The organism is Clostridium sp. OS1-26 (genome assembly GCF_030915445.1).
In the GTDB taxonomy this organism is placed as follows: domain Bacteria; phylum Bacillota; class Clostridia; order Clostridiales; family Clostridiaceae; genus Clostridium_AM.
Genome location: NZ_CP133264.1, coordinates 5,052,822 through 5,075,237, shown reverse-complemented (window position 1 = coordinate 5,075,237; position 22,416 = coordinate 5,052,822). Strand labels below are relative to the sequence as shown.

At 31.2% G+C, this 22,416-nt stretch carries 18 protein-coding genes and 1 pseudogene; 14 read left to right on the top strand and 5 right to left on the bottom strand.

Annotation, left to right across the window (positions count from 1 at the left end; genetic code table 11):
• The first annotated feature begins 181 nt into the window (after positions 1-181).
• The 7 genes from RCG18_RS25145 to RCG18_RS25115 all read left to right on the top strand — a co-directional run bounded on the left by RCG18_RS25145 (position 182) and on the right by RCG18_RS25115 (position 8,049).
• Positions 182-2,398: an ATP-dependent helicase gene (locus tag RCG18_RS25145; protein WP_308038712.1), complete on the top strand. Its 2,217-nt coding sequence runs from the start codon at positions 182-184 to the stop codon at positions 2,396-2,398.
• Between the two features lie 116 nt (positions 2,399-2,514).
• A complete protein-coding gene (locus tag RCG18_RS25140; protein WP_308038711.1) occupies positions 2,515-3,480 on the top strand; it encodes a hypothetical protein in 966 nt (321 codons plus the stop codon).
• A gap of 136 nt (positions 3,481-3,616) precedes the next feature.
• Positions 3,617-3,796 carry a uracil-DNA glycosylase gene (locus RCG18_RS25135; protein ID WP_308038710.1) on the top strand — a complete coding sequence of 60 codons (180 nt, stop codon included), beginning with the start codon at positions 3,617-3,619 and terminating at the stop codon, positions 3,794-3,796.
• Between the two features lie 174 nt (positions 3,797-3,970).
• Positions 3,971-5,194 (top strand): SGNH/GDSL hydrolase family protein, encoded by a 1,224-nt coding sequence (locus tag RCG18_RS25130; protein ID WP_308038709.1) that lies wholly within the window; start codon positions 3,971-3,973, stop codon positions 5,192-5,194.
• A 472-nt stretch (positions 5,195-5,666) separates the two neighbouring features.
• The gene (locus tag RCG18_RS25125; protein ID WP_308038708.1) at positions 5,667-5,792 is read left to right on the top strand and encodes a 4Fe-4S binding protein; all 126 of its coding nucleotides are present in this window, start codon (positions 5,667-5,669) and stop codon (positions 5,790-5,792) included.
• Positions 5,765-7,573, top strand: coding sequence for a [Fe-Fe] hydrogenase large subunit C-terminal domain-containing protein (locus RCG18_RS25120; protein ID WP_308038707.1), 1,809 nt, complete (start codon positions 5,765-5,767; stop codon positions 7,571-7,573). The genes RCG18_RS25125 and RCG18_RS25120 overlap by 28 nt, the downstream gene beginning before the upstream one ends.
• A 194-nt stretch (positions 7,574-7,767) precedes the next feature.
• Positions 7,768-8,049, top strand: coding sequence for a hypothetical protein (locus tag RCG18_RS25115; protein ID WP_308038706.1), 282 nt, complete (start codon positions 7,768-7,770; stop codon positions 8,047-8,049).
• A 158-nt stretch (positions 8,050-8,207) separates the two neighbouring features.
• Here RCG18_RS25115 and RCG18_RS25110 read toward each other — a convergent pair whose 3' ends face one another.
• The 3 genes from RCG18_RS25110 to RCG18_RS25100 all read right to left on the bottom strand — a co-directional run bounded on the left by RCG18_RS25110 (position 8,208) and on the right by RCG18_RS25100 (position 9,974).
• Entirely contained in the window at positions 8,208-8,417 is a 210-nt protein-coding gene (locus RCG18_RS25110) for a TOBE domain-containing protein (RefSeq protein ID WP_308038705.1), read from the bottom strand.
• A 665-nt stretch (positions 8,418-9,082) separates the two neighbouring features.
• Positions 9,083-9,418, bottom strand: a complete 336-nt coding sequence (locus RCG18_RS25105; protein WP_308038704.1) for a hypothetical protein — start codon at positions 9,416-9,418, stop codon at positions 9,083-9,085.
• A gap of 136 nt (positions 9,419-9,554) precedes the next feature.
• On the bottom strand, positions 9,555-9,974 hold the full coding sequence (locus RCG18_RS25100) for a hypothetical protein (RefSeq protein WP_308038703.1): 420 nt from the start codon (positions 9,972-9,974) through the stop codon (positions 9,555-9,557).
• 725 nt (positions 9,975-10,699) lie between these two features.
• Here RCG18_RS25100 and RCG18_RS25095 point away from each other — a divergent pair.
• From RCG18_RS25095 to RCG18_RS25085, 3 genes are all read left to right on the top strand, one after another.
• Positions 10,700-11,656: a sulfurtransferase gene (locus RCG18_RS25095; protein WP_308038702.1), complete on the top strand. Its 957-nt coding sequence runs from the start codon at positions 10,700-10,702 to the stop codon at positions 11,654-11,656.
• Positions 11,657-11,805: 149 nt separating this feature from the next.
• Positions 11,806-12,234 (top strand): CGGC domain-containing protein, encoded by a 429-nt coding sequence (locus RCG18_RS25090; protein ID WP_308038701.1) that lies wholly within the window; start codon positions 11,806-11,808, stop codon positions 12,232-12,234.
• Positions 12,235-12,527: 293 nt separating this feature from the next.
• Entirely contained in the window at positions 12,528-12,746 is a 219-nt protein-coding gene (locus RCG18_RS25085; protein WP_308038700.1) for a DUF6485 family protein, read from the top strand.
• A 127-nt stretch (positions 12,747-12,873) separates the two neighbouring features.
• Here the strand turns inward: RCG18_RS25085 and RCG18_RS25080 are convergent, their stop codons facing one another.
• A complete protein-coding gene (locus tag RCG18_RS25080) occupies positions 12,874-13,272 on the bottom strand; it encodes a sulfite exporter TauE/SafE family protein (protein WP_374118978.1) in 399 nt (132 codons plus the stop codon).
• 419 nt (positions 13,273-13,691) lie between these two features.
• Positions 13,692-15,107: a catalase gene (locus RCG18_RS25075; protein ID WP_308038698.1), complete on the bottom strand. Its 1,416-nt coding sequence runs from the start codon at positions 15,105-15,107 to the stop codon at positions 13,692-13,694.
• 704 nt (positions 15,108-15,811) lie between these two features.
• Here RCG18_RS25075 and RCG18_RS25070 point away from each other — a divergent pair.
• From RCG18_RS25070 to RCG18_RS25055, 4 genes and pseudogenes are all read left to right on the top strand, one after another.
• Entirely contained in the window at positions 15,812-17,968 is a 2,157-nt protein-coding gene (locus tag RCG18_RS25070) for a rod shape-determining protein (RefSeq protein ID WP_308038697.1), read from the top strand.
• A 24-nt stretch (positions 17,969-17,992) separates the two neighbouring features.
• Complete coding sequence (locus RCG18_RS25065) at positions 17,993-19,165, top strand: M20 family metallopeptidase (RefSeq protein ID WP_308038696.1); 1,173 nt, start codon at positions 17,993-17,995, stop codon at positions 19,163-19,165.
• A 603-nt stretch (positions 19,166-19,768) separates the two neighbouring features.
• A pseudogene (locus tag RCG18_RS25060) lies at positions 19,769-20,727 on the top strand (RluA family pseudouridine synthase).
• Positions 20,728-20,780: 53 nt separating this feature from the next.
• Positions 20,781-22,388, top strand: coding sequence for a polysaccharide biosynthesis protein (locus RCG18_RS25055; protein ID WP_308038695.1), 1,608 nt, complete (start codon positions 20,781-20,783; stop codon positions 22,386-22,388).
• Positions 22,389-22,416: the final 28 nt, after the last annotated feature.

Sequence of the window (22,416 nt, the reverse complement as noted above, 5' to 3'; positions counted from 1 at the left end):
ATATTTTTTTATACTTATAATTATTGAAAGCTAAGTTTTAAGGTGATATTAAATTTTTTATGTATTTAAGTTTGACTATTGAAGAGCAGAAATATAAAATATATACGTTAATCAAAAGGAAAGACTATTTATTTTATAAGTGGTTAGTATATAGAGAAAGTAGAATTTAGGTGGACAAATAATGCTAGAAGAAACATTAAAAAAAGAGTTTTGTTACTTAAGAGATAAGATTATTGAAAAACGATATCAACATCTTGATGAAATGCAAAGAAAAGCAGTTTTTAATAATTCTAATAATTGTGTAATTATTGCATGTCCTGGGTCAGGAAAAACGACTGTTATAATAAATAGACTAGACTACTTATGTACATTTGGTCCTGTATATAATACTGATTATGTTCCTAATTCATTGAAGACAGAGGACTTAGAACATATGAGGGAATATTTAAATAATGATACAGCAGGAAAAACGACGGTAATTATAAATAGAGCTGCTCATCTTATAAGAGATAGAAAAGTAAATCCAGATAATATGATAGTAATAACATTTACAAGGGCAGCAGCCTTAAATATGAAGAATAGATATCTAAAATTAACTAATAATAGCAAAGCTCCTTTTTTCGGAACTTTTCATGCGCTTTTTTATAAAATATTGAGCAGACATATAGGTAATATAAATATAATAAAAAGCAGTGATGCCTTTAGACTAGTCAATGGAATCTTAATATCTTATTTAGATTCTGTAGGTGACGAAAAAGTTAAAGAGGTTTTAAATGACATATCTCTTTTTAAGAATAGTGGAGAATGTATGGAATATTATAAGCCTAAGATAGATAAAAGTATTTTTATAGAGTGCTTTAATGCTTATGAGAATTTTAAAGCTGAAAATAAGTTTATGGATTTTGATGATCTTCAAATCAATGCTAAAAAGTTATTCTTAAATAAACCGGAGCTTTTTTCTTCTTACAAAAGACTATTTAAATATATACTTATAGACGAATTTCAAGATTCCGATGCACTTCAAATAGAATTGCTGCAAATGCTTGGCAGGGGTAATTCTATTTTTGCAGTAGGTGATGAGGATCAATGTATATATGGTTTTAGAGGCTCAAGGCCAGATTGTATGGTGGATTTTGATAAGTATTTTGATGATGGAAAGAAGATATTTTTAAGAATGAACTATAGAAGTAAAGAGAATATTGTTCATTTATCCAAGACGCTTATAGAGAATAATAAAACTAGAAATTTTAAAGAGATAGAAGCAAACAAAAAAGAAAAAGGAAAAATAAACTTTTTTAATTTTGAAGATGAAAAAAGTCAATCAATAAAAATTGGAGAAATTATTGAAGAATTAGTAGAGAAAAATGATGAGGAATACAGGAACAATGCAGTTTTGTTCAGAACTAATTTAGAAAGCAGAAGTTTAATAGATACTTTTTTAAAAAAGAACATTCCATTTAAACTTCTTGATAAAGAATACGATTTTTTTGATAATTTCATATGTAAAGATATATTAGCGTACTTAAAATTGAGTATTGATATTACTGATAAAGAAAGCTTTATAAGAATAATAAATAAGCCTTTTAGATACATTAGCAAAGTGAATATTGAAAAGGTAAGGAGAAACATAATAAAGGAAAGCTGCTTTGAAACATTGAAAAATATAGAGGATATTCCTATATTTCAAATTAAGGCCATGGATAAATTAGAGAATAATGTACTTAGATTGAAAAGAATGTTCTTAAGAGACGCCATAAATTTTATAGTTAATGATTTAGGGTATTTGGATTACATATATGAATATAGTCAAAAAATGAAAAATGATTTTGAAGAACTAAAAGATATAATAGAAGGCTTTAAAGAAGCTGCTGAAGACTTTAACAGTATAACCTCATTTTTAGTTCATGTAGATGAAATAAAGGAACAGGTAAATAAAAAATCTCAAAATGAAGATGCTGTTATTTTAAGTACAATTCACGGCGTAAAAGGTATGGAGTTTGACAATGTATTTATTGTTAACTGTAATGAAGGGGTAAATCCTCATATAAACAGCATACCTGGGAACATAGAAGAAGAAAGAAGGCTTTTTTATGTTGCTGCAACTAGAGCTATAAAAAACTTAAATATGTTTTCAACTAGAGTATTAAAGGGTAAAAGCAAGGAAATATCAAGGTTTATAAATGAGAGTGGAATAGGATATAAGGAAGATTTAAAAGAGGAAAAAAGCTTTAGTGGAGACTACAAAACTGGAGAGTATGTTGTACATAAAGCCTTTGGAAAAGGGAAAATAGTATCAATTGATGGTAACTGTATAAACATAACTTTCAAAAATGGCATAGAAAGAAAATTTGATATTGTTGTGTTAGAAAACAGTGATTTATTAGTAAAGGCAAATTAGATGAATTAACAAGTTATCTATAGAATGCTAAAGGGTTATTTACGATTATTTCATTTTTTGGTATACTTGTGTATAAGTGATTGATATAATACAATACAGAAAGGTAAAGATCATATATGGAAAAAAGTAAAAAGTTAAAAATAATGGCTGGAGTAGTAAGTATATTATTTTTAGGCTCTGTATTTGGAGGTTATAAGGTAATAAAGGCTAAAAAATTTAATGATTTGGTTAATTCTGGCAACAATAAATTTAAAATAGGTAATTATGATGCAGCTATAGCATCATATAGTGAAGCTTTGCAGATAAAGGATGATAATGAGGTTAAGAATCAAATATTAGTTGCAAAAAGTTTAAAAGTATTTTTATCAAAGAGTGTTAAAACTAATGAAAAAAGTGTTACTGGAGATAAAGAAGAAAGTACACCATTTAAAGATGCCGAGGGTAATGCTTTTGATGGTTTTACTGAAGAAGAGAAAAAAATATTGGCACAAGTTTCTAATATTAATATAAATGATCCAGTTGTTAATGGCTATGATGGCACGACCAGCAATAACATAAGTAGTAATAAAAAGAATTATAGTTATACAACACAAAAAAATGTACAAAAAAATACTAAAGTAAATACAAGTAATGTATCTAGTGCAGCTGGAAATATCAATACAAGCTCTAATAGCTCAAGTAATAATGCAAGTACTGAATTAAAAAGTAGCCAAAGCACTAGTTCAAGCAATAATACAAGTGCTGAATCAAATAATAGTCAAAGTACTGATTCAAATAGTAATGCAAATACTAACCCAAATACTAATTCAAATAGTGGAGCAAATAAGGAAGCAAGAATTCAGGCTTTGTATCAGCAAGAACAAATAGAGTTAGCTGCATATAGTGAAAAAATAAATGAATTACGACAGAAAGCAGATCAGTTAGCACAAGAAGCTAATGCACTGCCAGAAAATAGTACAAGTAAAGCAGATTTATTAAAAAAGAAAACAGTATTTGAACAGCAATTAGTGGCTCAAGTTGAAGAGTGTAAAAGAGTTGCTAATGATTATTTACAAAAAGTAAATGCAATTCAAAATGAATAATTTAAGTTATAAAATGTAAAATTTAAGATTTATTAAGGTTGAAGTAGGAGAAATCCTACTTTTTTTATAAACATTTGTGAATATTAATGGGATTAGACCTGAGATATATTAGAGTAATAGGGAAAGGTAGTAGGTAATGGAAGGAAAAAAAGTACAGTGTCACAATTGTAAATATTATTATATTACATGGGATATACAGTTCCCCTATGGATGTAAATTGTATGGAATTAAATCTAAACAAGTTCCCTCTATAATTGTTTCCAAGTCTATAGGAATGCCCTGTAATGAATTTGTAGAGAAAACTAAAGATAAATAAAAATATATGATGAAAAGATAATGATGAAATTATTAAACATTATAGATCAGGAAATTAAATAGACAAACTATACTTCATGATGTATGTAATGTAGGAGTTTTACAAATATTAAAGTATATGAACTTAAAGCAAAGGAGAAAGAAAAACATAAAAAATCTATAAAGGAGTATGAACATGAGAGGAAGATCAGTAATAATTATTTCTGCTGTAGCTGTATCTTGTGTGATGATTTTTGTAAGTTTATCAAAGAAAAATAATCTATCAAAGAACATTAAAACACCACCGAAAGCGACTCAAGAGCAATCACCTTATAAAAAATATGGATATAATATAGATAAAAGTCTGTTGAAATATAAAAATGCATTAAAAAATACAAGTATCCAGAAAGTAAAAATATATTGTATAGGTGAGTCTAATACAAGGGGAGAATATTCCAGTGACGAGGTGAATAAGTCTTGGGTTGGTGTAATGAAATCATCCTTACAAAATCAATATGGTAATGCAGGAGAAGGCTTTATTAGTATCTACGAAGGTGCCTTACCACCTGGTACTAAGCCTAGATGGACATTAGGAAAGGGGTGGAGTGTTTCTGGTGCTCTTAATACTGTGACTTCTAATGTCGGTGGTTTTGGTGGTTGTTTTGCAACTTCTAATAAAAATACTTCATCTGCAACTTTAGTTTTTACTGGAACAGATTTAGATTTATTACACTCTAAGGCAATAGGTGGAGGTACGGCAACAGTAACAATAGATGATAAAGAAGTAGGTACTATAAATTGTTTAGATAAAGAAGCAAGTTTCTCACATAAAGCTTCTTATTCAGGTTTAAGTAACACTACTCATACATTAGCAATAACTCCTAACACATCCTCAAATATTTTTATAGAAGGTGCAATTGCTTCATCAAATACAACAGGAATTGAAGTAGATAAAATAGCAATTTCTAGTAAAGGGGCAAGTTATTTTAATGCGCCTTTGCAGAAAAGAAGTTGGGATACCTTACAAGCGCCAGATTTAGTGCTTTTGTCTTTTGGTCTTAATGAAGCAGCAAACCACATTCCTGTTGAAGACTATAAAGCAAATATGATAGGATTAGTAACCTATTGGCAGGGAAGAGGTAGTAATGTGTGTATAGTACCAAATCAAAAACCTGCTGATTCATGGACAAAAAATTGGCCTGCCTATGTAACATCGATGTATGAAATAGCAGATACTTATAACACCGGTATTATCGATATTTACAAAGCGTTTTTTGAAGATTATACTGCTGCACAAAAACAGGGGTTATTTGGAATGGCAGCCAACGATTATTCCGGTGGTAGTGGAACAAATACTGGTCATCCTAGTGACAAAGGATATAAATATATTGGAGATGTTATTTATATCAACTTACAATAAGTATAACTTTTAAAAATGGTTATAGAAAGAAAATTTGATATTTTAGTGTTGGATGATTTGTAAGTAAAGCAGTAGAGGAGGTATAAAGTTATCTTCTCTTATTTTTTTATTTTTGAAGCTATATGATGTATATTTAACTTTATATTAAACATATTAATGTCGAAATTTAATACTTGAAATATAATGAAAAAAGAGTATAATAATAAATATCAAGAGAAAACATTTATTACTTGATAAAAAATAAAAAATGGTTTTGTTACGTATATAGATTTAGAGCCATTAAAATATCCCCCTTTCGAAGGTACAATTAATTTTGTACCTATTTTTTTTATTCGATTGCCACCATAAAATACACTAGTAATTAAAAAGAAATAAGTTAATGGAGTAATATAGCAAATGATGATATAATTTTGTGTAAATAAAATAATTGGGTTTTAGGTTATTATGTTTAAAGTAAAAGGGGAGTATTTTTATGAATAGTGTAAGTCCAATAAAGACTGTAAAGGAAAAGTGTACAGGCTGCAATAAGTGCATAAGAGCATGTCCTATACTTGGTGCAAATATTTGTTCTTGGGGGAAAACAAAGAAAATAGAGTAGTTATTGATGAGGAAAGATGTATAGGTTGTGGTAAGTGCATAGAAGTATGTCAGCATGATGCTAGATATTTTGAAGATGATACTGAAAGATTTTTTAAAGATTTAGCCAGTGGGAAATCTATAAGTATAATAGCAGCCCCAGCAATACGTGCAAACTTTTCTGATTACAAAAGACTATTTGGATATTTAAAGCATTTAGGAGCTAAGGTCATATATGACGTGTCCTTTGGCGCAGATATAACTACATGGGCATACTTAAAATATATTAAAGAAAATAATGTTAAGTCATTAATTGCACAGCCATGTCCTGTAGTAGTTAAATATATTGAGAAATATAAGCAGAATTTAATAGAATATTTAGCACCTATACAAAGTCCTGTTATGTGTACTGCTATTTATTTAAGGAAGTATAGAAATGTAACAGATTCTATAGCATTTCTTTCTCCATGTATAGGGAAGTTAGTTGAAATTAATGATAAAAATACAAAAAACATTATAAATTATAATGTTACATATAAAAGGCTAAATGAATATATAAAAGAAAACAATGTAGATATAAGAAATTACGGCGAGGTAAATTTTGAAAACGTATCCAGCAGTTTAGGAAGCATATACAGTATGCCAGGAGGACTAAAAGCAAATATTGAAGCGAGAAGAAAGGATTTATGGATAAGGCAAGTAGAAGGTCATAATGAGTTTAAAAATTATATAGACACATATAGTGAACATATTAAAAAAGGCAGAGAGACCCCTAATGTAGTTGATATATTAAATTGTTCTAAGGGATGCAATATAGGAACTGCCTGTGTAGAAGGATTAGATGATTATGACATAGAGCATAAGTTTTTAAAACTCAAAGAGAGTAAGCTTTTAGAAAAGGAAAGCATGTTTAAGAAAAGAGTTCAATTTATAGACATTTATTTTGATAAAAATTTAAAACTTGATGATTTTATAAGAGAATACAGCGAGGAGAATATTCATCAGATTAAAGAACCTTCTTTCTCGGACTATGATATTATTTTCAATGATATGCTAAAATATACAAGCAGTGATAGAGAACTTAATTGCTCAGCCTGTGGTTATGATAATTGCAAGGATATGGCCAAAACTATTTATAATAATATAAACATAAAAGATAACTGTATGTATTATATTAAAAAAGCTATTGAGATTGAAAATAAAGAGCTAGAAGAAAAAAATATACAGGTACAAGAAGCTATAAAAAATATAGAACTGATGAACAAGAATAGAGAGGAAAATGCTGAAAAGCTAAGCAAATATGTTAAAGAAATTGCCTTATCTATAGATGAAGTAGCAAAAGGAAGTGAAGAAAGTGCTTCTGCAATTCAGAATATATCTGAAGAACTACAAGATATAGTAAATACTTCAAATTCCCTTAAAGCTGGCGTAGACGAAATAAAAAATAGTGTTGAACATTTTTCTAATGCTTCTAAGGAAATTGTAAATATAGCTGGACAGACAAGCTTACTTTCCTTAAATGCTTCTATTGAAGCAGCTAGAGCAGGTGAAGAAGGCAGGGGGTTTGCAGTAGTTGCTGAAGAAGTAAAAAAGCTAGCTGAACAGTCTAAAAGTATTGCTATATCTACCAAGCAAGATGAGGAGATAATGATAAATTTAATAGATAAAATTTTAGAGATATCAGACAAGCTGTCAGGAAAAATGAAAAACATAGCTACGGATATTGAAACTATCTCTGATGCAATACAAGAAACTACTGCAAAGGGAGAAGAAATAATATCTTCAGCAGAAAGTCTTATGTAATAAAATTAAAAGATAAGTTAACGTTTTCTGTTGTAAAATGGCGAATTATTAATAAAAATTCAATAAAATGTGATACATTATTATGCTTCATTATTAACAAGTGCTATGAATTTTGTGTAATATATGATATACTAATTACGAGAATGTTATAATCATTGAGCCTAGGAGGTTATAAAGATGGTCGCTTTAAAAAAATGTGGGATGATGTATGTGCAATATTAGAAAATAATGAAGTTAAAGACCTACAAATAATAGAAAATTATAATAGTGGTTTTGTTGTAAAAGAAAACGAAAACACTTATTTTGTAAATAAAGATGATTTCGTTGATTTTTGGTGTAACATGTTATTTTTTAATAAGGTAGATGAAGAGAGCTTTGCACAAGAAGGAAAATCATCCTTTAAATATGTATATAAGATCATTAAAAAATTACCTTATATAACAGAAAGTGAAGGATCATTAAATCTTACAGAGTAGTTTATTGAATGTTTAATTTTAATGCTATATAGTTTTATTAAGCTCATATTCTTAGAATATGAGCTTAAGGGCGTTTAACATTATAAAATAGGTCATTTAGATAAGCTAGAAATAGCAATCTAGCTTATATTTAAAAAAATGTTTATGTAAATATTAAATTACTCAGTAGCTACCATAACAGAAGTGGATTTAATAACAGCTGTAGCTTCTGTTCCAACAGAAAGCTTTAATTCTTTAACAGCATCTAATGAAATAGTAGCTGATAATTTTTCGCCACCACCAATTTCTAGTATTACTATGGCATTAACAGCACCTTCTTTAATCTCAACAATTTTTCCACGCAACTGATTTCTTGCACTAATCTTCATAACAACAGCTCCTCTTAAATAATATTTTGAAACTATGATTTTATTATTTGATATACTATACAAAAATATTAATATTCATCACTCGGAAAAATCTGAGTTCTATTACTTTAAAATACATAAAAATGTAACAATTTGGTTATAATTATGTAATAATTAGAAGTTATAATAATGATTGTCCTAAGATATCATAAGTTTGTAGGCTAAATTCCCTAATCCTATGATACAATACACTTGACCAAGCACTAGTGTAAAAACTAGTGCTTATTATTTTACAAGTAATTAAAAATATATAATTTTTTAACATTAATTACATATTTGTGTAACAATTAGCGCTTATAATAATAAATATCCTAAGTTACCCAAACTTATAGGATATATCAACAGTCCCCTTTAAAACATACTGTTAAAGCGCTGGTAGAAATACTAGCGCTTATTTCGTTTGAAATATACAAAAATGTAACAATTTAGTTATATTTTTGTAATAATTGGAAGTTATAATGATATAAGTTACCCAATCTTATATAATATATTCGACCAAGCGCTGGTGTAAAAACCGGTGCTTATTTTTTATCTCTTCTTTATCCATGTATATTTTGCCCATTCCTTTAATCATTTTTCCAATAAAGATTTTTATCTTTATTGTCACTCATCAGCAAATTGAAATTTCAATTAGTATCTATCGCTAATTTATCAAAAACTTTCATTACATATAAATTTCCCTCTTTTTGCTTTGGATAAAAAACAAAAGTTTCCCAAAAATCTAAATTTATAATAAATTGATACGCTCCGATTGATAAATCTTGTAAATATTCATCTTGCATAGCCAGATTCATATCAATGGAACCTTCTACGACTTTGCTTTTATATAAAAGTCGTAATGCTTCTATCAATTTATTTATGTCATGATGATTTGCGCTGTACTTTACAAGGGAAATCGTATCAATTCCTACAACTTCATGCACTTCCCAACCATTATCAGCTTTTTTAATTATCTTGTACATGTTTCTTACCTCACCTACAAATTACTACTTTTCTATCTAATACAAATTATTATTTGCATACGGATTTTATAAAAAATTTTTACTTCGCAGTCAAAGAACATTCCGTCACTCATAAATGTAAGCTTTCTTCTATTTTTTAACTAGACTTATCAACACTTAGTAATTCTAAGGAATCCAAATCATTCATTTTAAACCAGAAAACATCTGAAGTATTTTGATTGTTTTCATATACAGAACCTATTATATTGATAGGCTTAGATTCTCCATTAAACCCATCAAATCTATACTCCTTACCATCTATTATAATGTTTCCTTCTATTCGGTTTGTAAAATGAAGATTAATACTAGTTATTGAACCCTGATATATTCCCCTATATAATTTAGCATTTAATTCAGCCTTTACTATCTTTTCAGTACCTGATTTTAATACAATTACATTACTAAATGTTTTGTGTATGGTAATTGGCTTTCCATAATTATAAATCCCTATAAAATATATAAGCATAGTTATACAAATTGCAATCAAAATATAAGTTCTCTTAGATAATTTCTTCATAACATTTTCCGCCTTCCCATATAATATAAAATAGAGGCTAAGTTTAAGAATAGTGTTGATAATATAACATTTTTTAACGGAACTCTAAAATAAATTCCGTTAATTCGTATTTTCTTACAAATATGACTTTATGCATTAATATAATTATATAGTTTTTACCAATACAAATAAAGGAATTTTATTATAGTAAAGAGCTTGTATCTACTTAAGATACAGACTCTTCTATTTTGCTTTAAATAATATTCCACAAAGCGCTCCAGCGATAAAAAAACAAGCTGTAGTTATAAGTACAGCTATTCTAATATAGTTTTTCAATTAATATTATCTCATACTATAAATCTCACCATAAAGAGGAAATTCGGCTAAGACATAGGAATATATTTTGAACACATATACTAGCAATATTGTAAACAATCCTAATAAAATAGTATGTTTTAAAACTCTACTACCTGTTATATCATACTTTATTTTAAATCGTGTCATTGGTATTCTACAGGATCATTAAATACAAAATCTAAGGGAATCTTTAAATAATAAATTACAAGTCTATTGCTATAGATTAATATAAAGCCTTATGGAAATGAAATTAAGCTTCGTAGCAAATATTACCCTTCATTACATTTTCTAATATTACTTAATCTTACTATTAAGCATTCAAATAATTACGAGCATATAATTGTGCTATTATTATAGTGGAATTTAAAATGTTACAAAGGGGGATAAATATGAAGAAAACATTAATGCTAGCTGCATCATTAGTTATGTCAATTTCTCTATTTGCAACTGGGTGCTCACAAAAACAAACTGATAAGACACAGGAGCAGCCTAAGCAAGAACAACAGGCTTCTAGCCCTACATATGCTCATCCTGATCTACTAGTCGATGCAGACTGGCTAAAAAGCAATTTAAACAACGTAGTAGTACTTGATACAAGAGAGGCAAAATCATATAAAGCTAAACATGTAACAGGCGCCGTAAATGTTGCATGGCAGCCATTTACGGATATGGAGGCTAAAAAACCTGGTGACAAAGGATGGGGAACATTACTTGAACCTACTAAACTTGCTGGAGTTATTGGAAAACTTGGTATAGATGGTTCAAAACCAGTTGTTATTTACAACGGTGCACCAGAAAAAACCTGGGGTGAAGATGGTAGAATCGCATGGACACTCAAAATGGCAGGAATTAAGAATGTAAAAATACTAAATGGTGGATGGAATGCTTGGGAAGCAAAAGGCTACCCAACTGATGCTAATATACCAACTCCCGAACCTAAAAACTTTACTATTGCATCAATGGATCAAAGTTTAAATACAACTACAGATTATATTAATGCTAACCTTGGAAAAATCAAAATAATTGATACAAGAGATGTTTCCGAATACAATGGAGCAACAAAATACGGTGAAAAAAGAGGCGGACATTTACCAGGAGCGATAAATATTCCTTGGACTGAAGTATTTAATTCAGATGGTACTTTTAAGAGTCAAAAAGATTTGGAGGCTCTATTCTCTTCAAAGGGAATTAATAAAAATGACGAAATAGTTACTTACTGCACAAAAGGTATTAGATCCGGTCATATGGCTCTTGTACTAAGAATGGCGGGCTACGATAAAGCTAAAAATTATGATGCATCCTTCTATGAATGGGCAGGCAATGAAAATCTAAAAATCGAAAAATAATTGTAAATAAATAGTCCTACATTCTTTTAAACAAGAGTGTAGGACTATTTATTTACAATATAAGAGTTAAAAGTCCTAAGAGGAAATTCGGTTAAGATGTAGAAATATATATTTAAGATATAAAAACGAGGTAAGGGGAGAGGGGTAAGATGAGAATTGGAATTTTAACTTGTTCTAGCGCAACTCAGGATTTAGGTTGTTCATCTGTTAGTTGCCTAAACGATTTAAGAAAAAGAAAAGGTGCATTTAGTCAATACTCAAATGATGAGAAGCTAGACCTTATTGGAATTATTAACTGCTCAGGATGTCCAACTTTAGCAGGTCCTGAAAAGTTGCTAGGTCGAATACGTGCGTTAGCGGAATTTAGGATTGATGCGATTCACTTTTCATATTGTATGGAAGCCTTATGTCCTTATAAGGAAAAGTATAAGAAAATGTTACAAGAGCGCTTTCCGGACATTAAGATTATTATAGGGACCCATGAGGCTCACATCACACACGAGCAATTTCGAGAAGGTGTTAAGGAATTATTTTGTCAACCAAAGCGAACTATGGTGGATTTGATAAAAGGAAAATAGTCATTTAAATCATCCTAAAATACATATGATATACTATATGAGCCTGTATTCGAAAGTTGATACAGGCTTATTTAAGTTTACAAAACAAGAGAGATACATAATAAGAATAAATGTCTATCACTTAATCTTAAATTTTAATTTGAGATTCTAATCTGGTTATTGTATTTTAGTTAGTTTTTCCACAAAAAACATGACAATCTATTGTCTTATTATTGTACAACCGTATATAAACTGCTATATTTACTTTGATAGCTTGAACTAATTCGTACTGCATACATAAGGAGGTTTATTTGATGAATACCGAGTTTTGTACATGTAAAAATTACAGTTGTAAATTACACCCCCTTAACCACGATCAAGGTTGTAATCCTTGCATGAAAAAAAATCTAAATATTGGTGAACTTCCATCATGTTTTTTTAGAGCTGTTTCAGAAGAGTTAAGGGATGTAAAGGTAATTAAGGATTCTTCCTATGAGGCTTTTGCAAAACTTATTCTTGGAAATAAAGAATAATTAAATAAAGAATATTCCTTGCGCTCCAGCGACAAAACGCAAGCTATAGTTAAAAGTACATCTATTCTTATATAACTTTTCAATAATATCACCTTATTTAAGAAAACATTGCGAACTAATTTATTATCTATTCGCTAAAAAACATCTTGATAGATATTACAATCATGAAGACTGCAAACCCTTTTCTTAATAAAATAGGAGAAATGTTTTGAACAAGTCTACTTGATAATGCGGAGCCTAAAATAAGGGTAATAGCTATTACTATACCTGCCTTAATATCCACATTGCCATTCTTGTAATATTCGATGAAAGCTAGAATTCCTACTGGTGGCAACAAAATAGCAAGAGAAGTTCCCTGTGCTTTTAATTGACTAAATCCACAAATATAGATAAGTGATGGAACTATAATTACTCCACCACCTACTCCAAGAAATCCACTTAAAATTCCTGCAATTAATCCAATGAGAATGAATAATATAATGTTTAACATGGTTACATCTCCTATCGTTTCGTGTGTATCATTCATAGTTTGTATAAAATAAAGGAATTTTATTATAGCAATAAATAGTCCTACATTCTTTTAATCAAGAGTGTAGGACTTGTTAGTTTTACGGTATTTAGGAAGAATGCGTACTATTGATTAATTTTTTCCAGTCTACATATAAACATATGATAAATTCGGTCGTTGTAGTATCCTTCATCATCAACTCTATTTACTTTATTCTTCTTGGCTTTCATCCAGCATTGTATCAGTGTATTAATTCATTCTGGGGTCTTTTCTTAATTCAAAAATGTCATAAGTATCATCACCTATAATTCTCCTTAGTAATAAGTTTTTCGTCTCTATGATAGGAAATGGATTGAAATTCTCTGTGACGCATGAGAAAACATCCAAACCAAGGGGCTGAGCTGGGCGGTTTGTTATCTGTTGAGAAGTAGCAAATATTATCGCCTTGCATATACCAAGATTTGCTGTGCGACCCGTTCTCCTAGCTCAGCAGAGGCATTGTGAAAGTACCCCAGCACGATTCTTTGTATTTCGAAGGAGACGGTTGCAAGGTCGGAGGCGAGGTTGTCAACTAGATGATTCTGCTGGACAGTGGAAAGCGAGCGGTAGTACTGACCAGCCTGTGTGAAATCATCTGGATCGGGCAGACCCGAACGCATCAGGTATCCTTCTACATACCTGCCATTACCGCTGGTTACCAGAGAATTCGGTGTCCAATTCATCTGATAGTTGATAGGTATCTTGCGGAAATCCGGTCCAAGTCGGCGACGCTGCGCATCCCAGTAGATATTCGCACGACCTTGCAAAATTTTGTCGTCAGACAACTCAACGCCTTCCAGGAGGTTGGCTGGTGAAAAAGCGAGCTTCTCAACTTGTTCCATAAAGTTCATTGGATTTTGATTGAGTACTAGCCGGCCAACCGGTATAAAAGGATATTGTTGTTCATCCCACACCTTGGTGTCGTCGAGGGGGTCAAAAGGCAGCTTGCATTCATCACTCGGATCCATCAACTGTACCCGTAGTTCATATTGAACCGATTTTCCCGACGCGATAGTATCATACAGATCTTGACCGGCGATATTAGGATTTTTCGCGGCTAACATAGTTGCTTCTTGGCGGTCGATATACTGTTCGCCGGCAAGAGGAAGCCAGTGGTATTTGACATAGCGGCGCACACCTTCTGCATTTATCCAAACATACGTATTCACACTAAAGCCTGGCATATGGCGGAAACTTTTTAACGTGCCTGCGTCAGAAAACACCCGGGTGATGAAATGCGTTGCTTCTGGGGCACGAGCGATAAAGCTCCATAACCGCTCCGGATACGTCAGGTTATTTACTGGCGAGGGCGAAAAAGCTGCGATTGCGTCCGGAAAGCGCATGGCATCCCTCACAAAAAGAACAGGAAGATGATTGCAAAGTAGATCAAATATACCTTCTTTCGTATAAAACTTTGTAGAAAAACCGCGGGCAGTGCGGGTGGTATCGGGTGTGCCCTTGTCGCTTACGGCAAATGAAAACCTTACCGTCACCGGCACCTGCTGGCCGGGAGTCTGCAAAAAGCAGAGCTTTGTATATTTTCTCATCGAATTTATAGTCTGAAAGTATCCAAATGCGCCGTAACCTTTGACATGTACTAGTCGCTCGAGGATTTTAGAATGCACAAAGGTTTCCAGTTTTTCGTGCAAAACGTTGTCCTGTAATACCACGGGACCTCTTTCTCCAACTGTTTGCGAATGACGGGTATCCATAGGATAGCGGTTCATGTGACTTGAGAGGGTATTTCCTTGAGAATGTGAGTTCCTCTCATTGTATTGCAACTCGGATTGAGACATATAATCGTCTTGTGTCATAATATTTTCTCCTTTATCATTTATTGAACACATTCTTTTCTCTGAGTTCTCTTCAATACTTTAGGGTTCAACAGAAAAAAGAAGGTAAGATAAATATCTTCATTATTAATATATTCCTTTATATTTCTTTGCATTCCTTGGAATTGACACAAACAAACTTGTTCAATAAATAGTAATACTCAAAGTTCTATGGTATGATATTTTTATTGTAAGATCAATAGATATGGTAGCATGGTTCGATAAAAACGGAGTGCCTAATCCCGTAAGATTTAGGTTAGATGGGGAAAAAGATGAGACTATTATTATAAAAATAGATAAGATTATTACCAGGAATAAAGAGAAGCTAGCAGGTAATCATATGCTTATTTTTAACTGACAAGGCTGTATTAATGGAGCACAAAAGCTATTTGAAATTAAATACGAGTTAAGTACATGTAAATGGATACTGTTTAAAATATAAATTTGAATAGAACTATATAAAGCCCTGGAGTAGTCCAGAGCTTTTTAATTAGAATTATTTTTGTCGTCAAAAATACGTCAAAAATAATTTATATGATATTAAATATTTTTATGATTTAAATCTTAATAAATTCATTCATATAGGCTAGTTTACAAACATTTCATAATTAATTATAATTTTATTAAGACAATAGACCATATTCTTAGAATATGAGCTTTTAAATTATAAAAAAAGAGGTACTATTATGGACGGTAATAATGTTAACCCAAAAGATTTAATATTTGCACTTGATATTGGTACACGCTCAGTTATAGGTACTGCAGGTATTATAAAAGACAAGAAGTTTCATGTAGTAGCTGAGTATTGCGTGGAACATGAAGAAAGAGCCATGGTGGATGGGCAAATCCACGATGTATCGTTAGTTGCTAGTGCAGTAAGTACTGTGAAAAAACAGATTGAAAACAAGCTAAATGTAAAAATGGAATGTGTGGCAATTGCAGCGGCAGGAAGATTCCTGAGGACAGTAGTTTGTAAATCTGAACTGAAAATTGACTATGATAAAGAAATTGACAAGGATGCAATTAGAAGCTTAGAGTTAACCGCTGTTAAAGCAGCAGAAGAAAAAATTAATAATCAGACAGAAGGCAAGCTGTATTGTGTTGGCTATAGTGTAAAAAATTATTATTTAAATGGATATGTTATTAGTAATCTACTTTCTCATAAGGGAGAAAATATAGCAGCAGAAGTTATAGCTACATTTCTTCCAAGATCCGTTGTAGATAGCCTTTACTCCGTAATGGATAAAGTGGGACTTCAAGTTATAAGTCTTACATTAGAGCCAATAGCAGCTATGGAGGCAGCAATACCTAAAAATTTAAGACTTTTAAATTTGGCATTAGTGGATGTAGGTGCTGGAACTTCAGATATAGCTATAAGTAGTAAAGATACTATTAGCGCCTATGGAATGGTTCCTATGGCTGGAGATGAAATAACTGAAATTATAGCACAGAACTATTTAGTAGACTTTAATACTGCTGAAATTATAAAAAAACAGTGCAGCGAAAAAGAAAAAGTTACATATACTGATGTATTAGGTCTTGAAAATGAAATTGCGTCAGAAGAGATAATTAAATTAATAAGTCCATCCGTTAAAAAAATAGCTGAGGAAATAGGAAGCAAGATAATAGAATTAAATGGAGATAAAGCTCCTAATGCGGTATTTTTAGTTGGTGGAGGAGCCCATACGCCGAAGCTAAAAGAATTTCTTTCAGAAAAACTAAATATACCTCTTCAAAGAATAGGAATAAAGGGAAGAGATGCGGTTACAGATTGTGTATGTGAGGATAATTCATTAGGCAGTATTGGTGTTACTGTTTTGGGAATTGCTTTAGTTTCAATCAAAAGGCTTGGACATGATTTTATAGATATATTTTTAAATGATAATGTCATTAGTCTATTTAATTCTCATAAACACACAATAATGGATGTTATGATGCAAGCCGGAGTAAATCCAAAGGTGTTGATTGGGAAGAATGGCAGGAATATAAGGTTTATGCTGAATGGTATAAAAAGAGTAGCCTTTGGAACACTTGCAAGTAACGCAGAAATTAAGGTAAACGGTGAAAAGTGCAGTATCGATGAAGAAGTAAAAGAAGGAGATAGCATAGAAATAAATTATGCTATTAATGGAAATGACGCATGTCCGAAAATTAAGGACTATGTAAGAAAAATTCACTCGATAAGCTTCTTTGTTAATGATATTCTTGAAAATTTAGAACCAGTTACACATATTAATGGTGAAAGAGCTGATTTAGAAGCGCAAATTAAAGAAAATGATGACGTTGAAATAATATATCCAGAAGCTCTAGGAGATTACAAGAAGTATTTTGCAGATAACAATTTAAGTTTCAACTACTTTTTAAATGGTAAGGAACTTTCTGATGATTGTACCATAAATGAAGGGGACAGAATATACAGAATCAGTAAAGAAGAATTGATAGTGGAAGAAGCCAAGGCAAATGAGGAAGTTACAGAAAGTGAAAATACAAAAGAAAATGAAGATAAAGTAGAGCAAAAAGTTATTGATGAAGAAAAGCAAAGTTTAGATAGCTTGAACATGCAGAAAAACAGTGAAGATACAAAAATACATCAAGAAGCTGCTGCTAGTATGGTAGAAGAAAATAGCACAAATACGGCTAAGGATTATATTCAGGTGATAGTTAATAAAGAACCTGTAATTTTAAAAGGTAAAAAGGACTATATATTTATAGATATATTCAACTATATAGAATTTGACTTAACAATATCGAAAGGCAGTTTATATCTATTATTAAATGGGAAAAATGTTGGATATCATGATAAACTGCTAGACGGAGATGTTATAGAGCTTGGTTGGAATTAAATTATACAGATTGGAGAGATGGCAATGGGACTAGATTTTCTAAAATTAGCAAGTAATATTAAAGAAGAGTTAGTGGACTTAAGAAGAGATTTTCATATGCATCCAGAGTTAGGTTATGAAGAACATAGAACTTCTGATAAAATAAAGGAATTTTTAACAAAGGAAGGCATAGAATATATAGAAACTGCAGGTACTGGCATATGTGGAATAATAAGAGGTAATGGACAAAAAACTGTTGCTCTTAGAGGAGATATAGATGCCCTTCCTCTTGAAGATAAAAAGAGTTGTGGTTATGCTTCAACAGTTAAAGGGAGAATGCATGCATGCGGACACGATGCTCATACTACAATCCTTCTTGGAGCAGCAAAGGTTTTAAATAGTATAAAGAGTGAATTAAAAGGAAATGTAAAATTATTCTTTGAACCAGCTGAGGAAACAACAGGGGGAGCAAAAGTAATGATAGATGAGGGAGTATTAGAGAATCCTCATGTAGATATGGTGTTTGGACTTCATGTAGAAGAAAATTTGGAAACAGGGAAAATAGGTGTAAAAACTGGTGTGGTAAATGCAGCATCTAATCCTTTTGCAATAAAAATTAAGGGAAAAGGTGCACATGGAGCACGTCCACATACAGGTGTTGACCCTATAGTTATAGCTAGCTCAGTAGTTTTAGCTCTTCAAAATATTATAAGTAGAGAATTACCACCTACAGATCCAGCAGTTTTAACTATAGGTTCAATTCATGGCGGTACTGCTCCAAATATAATACCTGAAGAAGTGACTATATCTGGTATTATAAGAGTAATGACAACAGAACACAGAGCTTATGTAAAGCAGAGGCTTGTGGAAGTTGTGGAGGGTATAGTACATTCAATGAGAGGACAGTGCGAAATAGATATTGAAGAAAGCTATCCTTGCTTGTACAATAACGATGAGGCTGTGGATATACTTCTAAACTCTGCAGAAAAAGTTATAGGAAAAGATAATATAAAGATGCTTCAAAGCCCAAGTATGGGAGTAGAGAGTTTTGCATATTTTTCACTAGAGAGACCTTCGGCATTTTATTATTTAGGCTCTAGAAACGAAAGCAAAGGTATAATTCATCCAGCTCATGGAAGCTTATTTGATGTTGATGAGGATTGTATTGCAGTTGGAGTTGCAATACAATGTCAGGCAGCCGTTGAATTTCTTAAATAATATGTAGGTGTACAAAAACGAAAGTTAACTTACACGTCGGGATATGTTTCTAAGCTTCAGTCCGTTAAAAACTTTTAGTCAGTCTAAAGCTTGTGTTTTAGACGACCTAAGAACTTAGATAAACTCGCTACGCTCAGACACTATCTAAGATTCTAAGGTTGTCTTAAAACACTTCACTAAGACTGACACAAAGTTTTTAAATCTACCTTCAGCTTTAGAAACATATCCCTTTGTGCAAGTTAACTTTCTAAGTTATAACCTTACATAGTTATTTAATCAGAAGAGTGCCTTATATATTTTATATAGGGTACTTTTTTAGTGCTAATATCAAGTGATTCTTAGGATCAAGTGGAGCTTACTTATGAAGAGTATCTCTCTTCAATTAGGCCTTAGAAGAACTTATTTAGAGATGCATTATTCAGTATATCTAATGGGAGTGCTGCGTGTGGTAGTTACTGGATAAAATATTAGTATTTATATGTATTGATTTTGGTAACAATAGTAGTATATAATTAGATGTTGTTTAATATATTAAAATGTCAATATGAAGATAAAATTGAAGAATAATGCAGAACATTATTATAAAATACTAGGAGTGATTACATGAGAATTGAAATTGGACCAAATGAGGCAGGACAAAGAATTGATAAGTTTATGAGAAAATGGCTTAAGGATGTTCCTTTAAGTGCTATATATAAGACTATAAGAAAAGGTGACGTAAAAGTAAATGGAAAAAAGGTTAAGGAAAAGTATTCTCTAGTTGAAGGTGATGTAGTAGAGACAAGAGACATATCTTCTAGTGAAAAGAAAGAAAAATTTACTAGAATAGAAAGTAATTTTTTAAAGATTACATATGAAGATGAAAATATGCTAATAGTAGAAAAATGGCCAGGTGTATTGGTGCATTCTGATAGCAAAAAGGAGATTCTACTTTAACAGATTATGTGCTTTCATACTTGTATGATAAAGGAGATTATAATCCGGAAAAGGAAGTAACTTTTACTCCAGCACCTTGCAATAGACTTGATAGAAACACATCTGGTATCGTTATATACGGAAAAAACTTTGAAGCACTAAGATTATTAAATGAAATGATTAGAGAAAGAAAAATAGATAAGTACTATATGGCTGTTGTAAAGGGAAGAGTAAAAGATGGCTTGTATGAAGCATATATATCTAAAAATGAGGATGAAAATATATCCAAAATTTTTGATTCACCAAAGAAAGATACAAAAAAAATATCTACTAGAGTAAAGACTCTTCAAAGTGTTGGAACATATTCATTGGTTGAATTAGAACTATTGACAGGAAGAAGTCATCAGTTAAGAGCTCACTTGAACCATCTTGGAAATCCAATAATAGGTGACGCTAAATACGGAATATCAAAGTTAAACAACTTTTTTGTTAATAAATATGGGCTAAACTATCAGTTTTTATATGCATATAAGCTTATATTTAAGGATTGTCCAGAAAAATTATCTTACTTAGAAAACAAGACTATAGCAGAAAGCTTACCGCCAGTATTTAAAAAGATAAAGAATGATATATTTGAGAAATTCTAATATATTCAACTTTTAACTTTACTTAATTATGCTTAGGATAGGGAGTTTTTAAAATGAAGGAACAATCAACCACTAAAGGTTTTGCTATACTTTCTGTGGCAAGTATGATGGTAAAGATACTGTCCTTACTGTATATACCATTTTTAAGAATAATTATAGGTGATGAAGGCTACGGAATATATGGGGCTTCATATCAGGTATATGTATTTATATTTGTGCTGACAAATTCAGGTATACCAGTGGCTATTTCAAAACTTGTATCTGAGCTTATAGCAGTTAAAAATTATAAAGATGCAGTAAAAAGTTTTAAAATAGCCAGATCTATTTTACTTATAGCTGGTGTTGTCATGTCAGTGATATTGCTTATTTTTGCAGGGCCCTTTGCCAATGCTGTGCATTATAAAAAAGCTTATCTTTCGCTGTTAACATTAGCACCGGCAATTCTCTTTACATCAATAGCTTCCGCCTATAGAGGATATTTTCAGGGGAGAGGAAATATGACCCCTACAGCTGTTTCACAGGTAATAGAGCAAGTTGCCAACACTGTTTTTTCACTGTTGTTTGCGGCTATGCTTATAAAGTATGGCGTTGAAGCTGGATGTGCAGGAGGAGCTATAGGTACATCTATAGGTGCGCTAATATCTGCTGCATTTTTAATGTTTTATTATGAAAAAAATAAAAAGTTTAGAGTACATAAAGACGACATAAATGAAGAAATAAGAAGATTTACTACCAAACAGCTAGTAAGAAAGATTATAAAATATGGAGTACCTATTACTGTATGCGTTGGTATGACATATGCAGGAAATTTGGTGGATTTATACAATACCAAGGTTAGATTAATGGCTGGTGGAGTACCGGAAATACAAGCAACTATACTGTATGGATTTTTAACAAAATACCAACAGCTTTTAAATGTTCCCATAGCTATAATATCTTCTCTATCTATGGCAATACTTCCAGCAATATCAGCAGCTTTTGCTATCAAAGATAAGATGCAAGTAAAAGATAAAATTAATTACTCCTTTAGGCTTTGCTTTTTAATTGCTGTACCTTGTGCTGTAGGACTTGCAGTACTAAGTGATCCAGTTTTCCAAATGCTCAAATTTGGGGGAGGATCATATATAATGACATATGGATCAATAGTTTTAGTATTGATGTCGATAATGCAAATACAAACTACAATATTACAAAGTATAGGAAAGCTTTATACTGCAACACTATATTCTGTTATAGGAATAGTTTTTAAAATAGTTACAAATTACTTCTTAATTGCTATACCAAGCATAAATATTCTAGGAGCAATAGGCGGAAGTGTAGTTGGATTTTTAGTTCCTATAATTTTGAATCATAGAATAATCAGAAGATCTCTAGGAGTAAGATTGAGTATAGTAGTTCATGCTTTAAAACCTTTCTTTGCCTCTGCAATAATGGGAGGAGCAGTATTTGTTGTGAACTATGTATTCAAATATCCACTTGGCTTTTCAAAGAGAGGATACTTTCTTAATACATCTCTAACTATAGTATGTGTTATAGTAGGTGTGCTTGTATATATGATGGGATTAACAATAACTGGAGGCATCACTAAGAGGGATTTACAAAGTATGCCAAGAAAAATAACTAGACTTATACCAAGGTTCATTTTAAAAAGAATTAAGTAAATAAATAAAAAATAACACTGATGTAAAA

What these genes read in the sequence shown, in the direction of transcription:
- RCG18_RS25105 (WP_308038704.1), bottom strand. Translation starts at nt 9,418, where the DNA reads ATGTACAAGATAATTAAAAAAGCTGATAATGGTTGGGAAGTGCATGAA.
- RCG18_RS25115 (WP_308038706.1), top strand. Translation starts at nt 7,768, where the DNA reads ATGTGGGATGATGTATGTGCAATATTAGAAAATAATGAAGTTAAAGAC.
- RCG18_RS25140 (WP_308038711.1), top strand. Translation starts at nt 2,515, where the DNA reads ATGGAAAAAAGTAAAAAGTTAAAAATAATGGCTGGAGTAGTAAGTATA.
- RCG18_RS25110 (WP_308038705.1), bottom strand. Translation starts at nt 8,417, where the DNA reads ATGAAGATTAGTGCAAGAAATCAGTTGCGTGGAAAAATTGTTGAGATT.
- RCG18_RS25055 (WP_308038695.1), top strand. Translation starts at nt 20,781, where the DNA reads ATGAAGGAACAATCAACCACTAAAGGTTTTGCTATACTTTCTGTGGCA.
- RCG18_RS25085 (WP_308038700.1), top strand. Translation starts at nt 12,528, where the DNA reads ATGAATACCGAGTTTTGTACATGTAAAAATTACAGTTGTAAATTACAC.
- RCG18_RS25080 (WP_374118978.1), bottom strand. Translation starts at nt 13,272, where the DNA reads ATGAATGATACACACGAAACGATAGGAGATGTAACCATGTTAAACATT.
- RCG18_RS25075 (WP_308038698.1), bottom strand. Translation starts at nt 15,107, where the DNA reads ATGACACAAGACGATTATATGTCTCAATCCGAGTTGCAATACAATGAG.
- RCG18_RS25065 (WP_308038696.1), top strand. Translation starts at nt 17,993, where the DNA reads ATGGGACTAGATTTTCTAAAATTAGCAAGTAATATTAAAGAAGAGTTA.
- RCG18_RS25135 (WP_308038710.1), top strand. Translation starts at nt 3,617, where the DNA reads ATGGAAGGAAAAAAAGTACAGTGTCACAATTGTAAATATTATTATATT.
- RCG18_RS25070 (WP_308038697.1), top strand. Translation starts at nt 15,812, where the DNA reads ATGGACGGTAATAATGTTAACCCAAAAGATTTAATATTTGCACTTGAT.
- RCG18_RS25095 (WP_308038702.1), top strand. Translation starts at nt 10,700, where the DNA reads ATGAAGAAAACATTAATGCTAGCTGCATCATTAGTTATGTCAATTTCT.
- RCG18_RS25130 (WP_308038709.1), top strand. Translation starts at nt 3,971, where the DNA reads ATGAGAGGAAGATCAGTAATAATTATTTCTGCTGTAGCTGTATCTTGT.
- RCG18_RS25090 (WP_308038701.1), top strand. Translation starts at nt 11,806, where the DNA reads ATGAGAATTGGAATTTTAACTTGTTCTAGCGCAACTCAGGATTTAGGT.
- RCG18_RS25100 (WP_308038703.1), bottom strand. Translation starts at nt 9,974, where the DNA reads ATGAAGAAATTATCTAAGAGAACTTATATTTTGATTGCAATTTGTATA.
- RCG18_RS25125 (WP_308038708.1), top strand. Translation starts at nt 5,667, where the DNA reads ATGAATAGTGTAAGTCCAATAAAGACTGTAAAGGAAAAGTGTACAGGC.
- RCG18_RS25145 (WP_308038712.1), top strand. Translation starts at nt 182, where the DNA reads ATGCTAGAAGAAACATTAAAAAAAGAGTTTTGTTACTTAAGAGATAAG.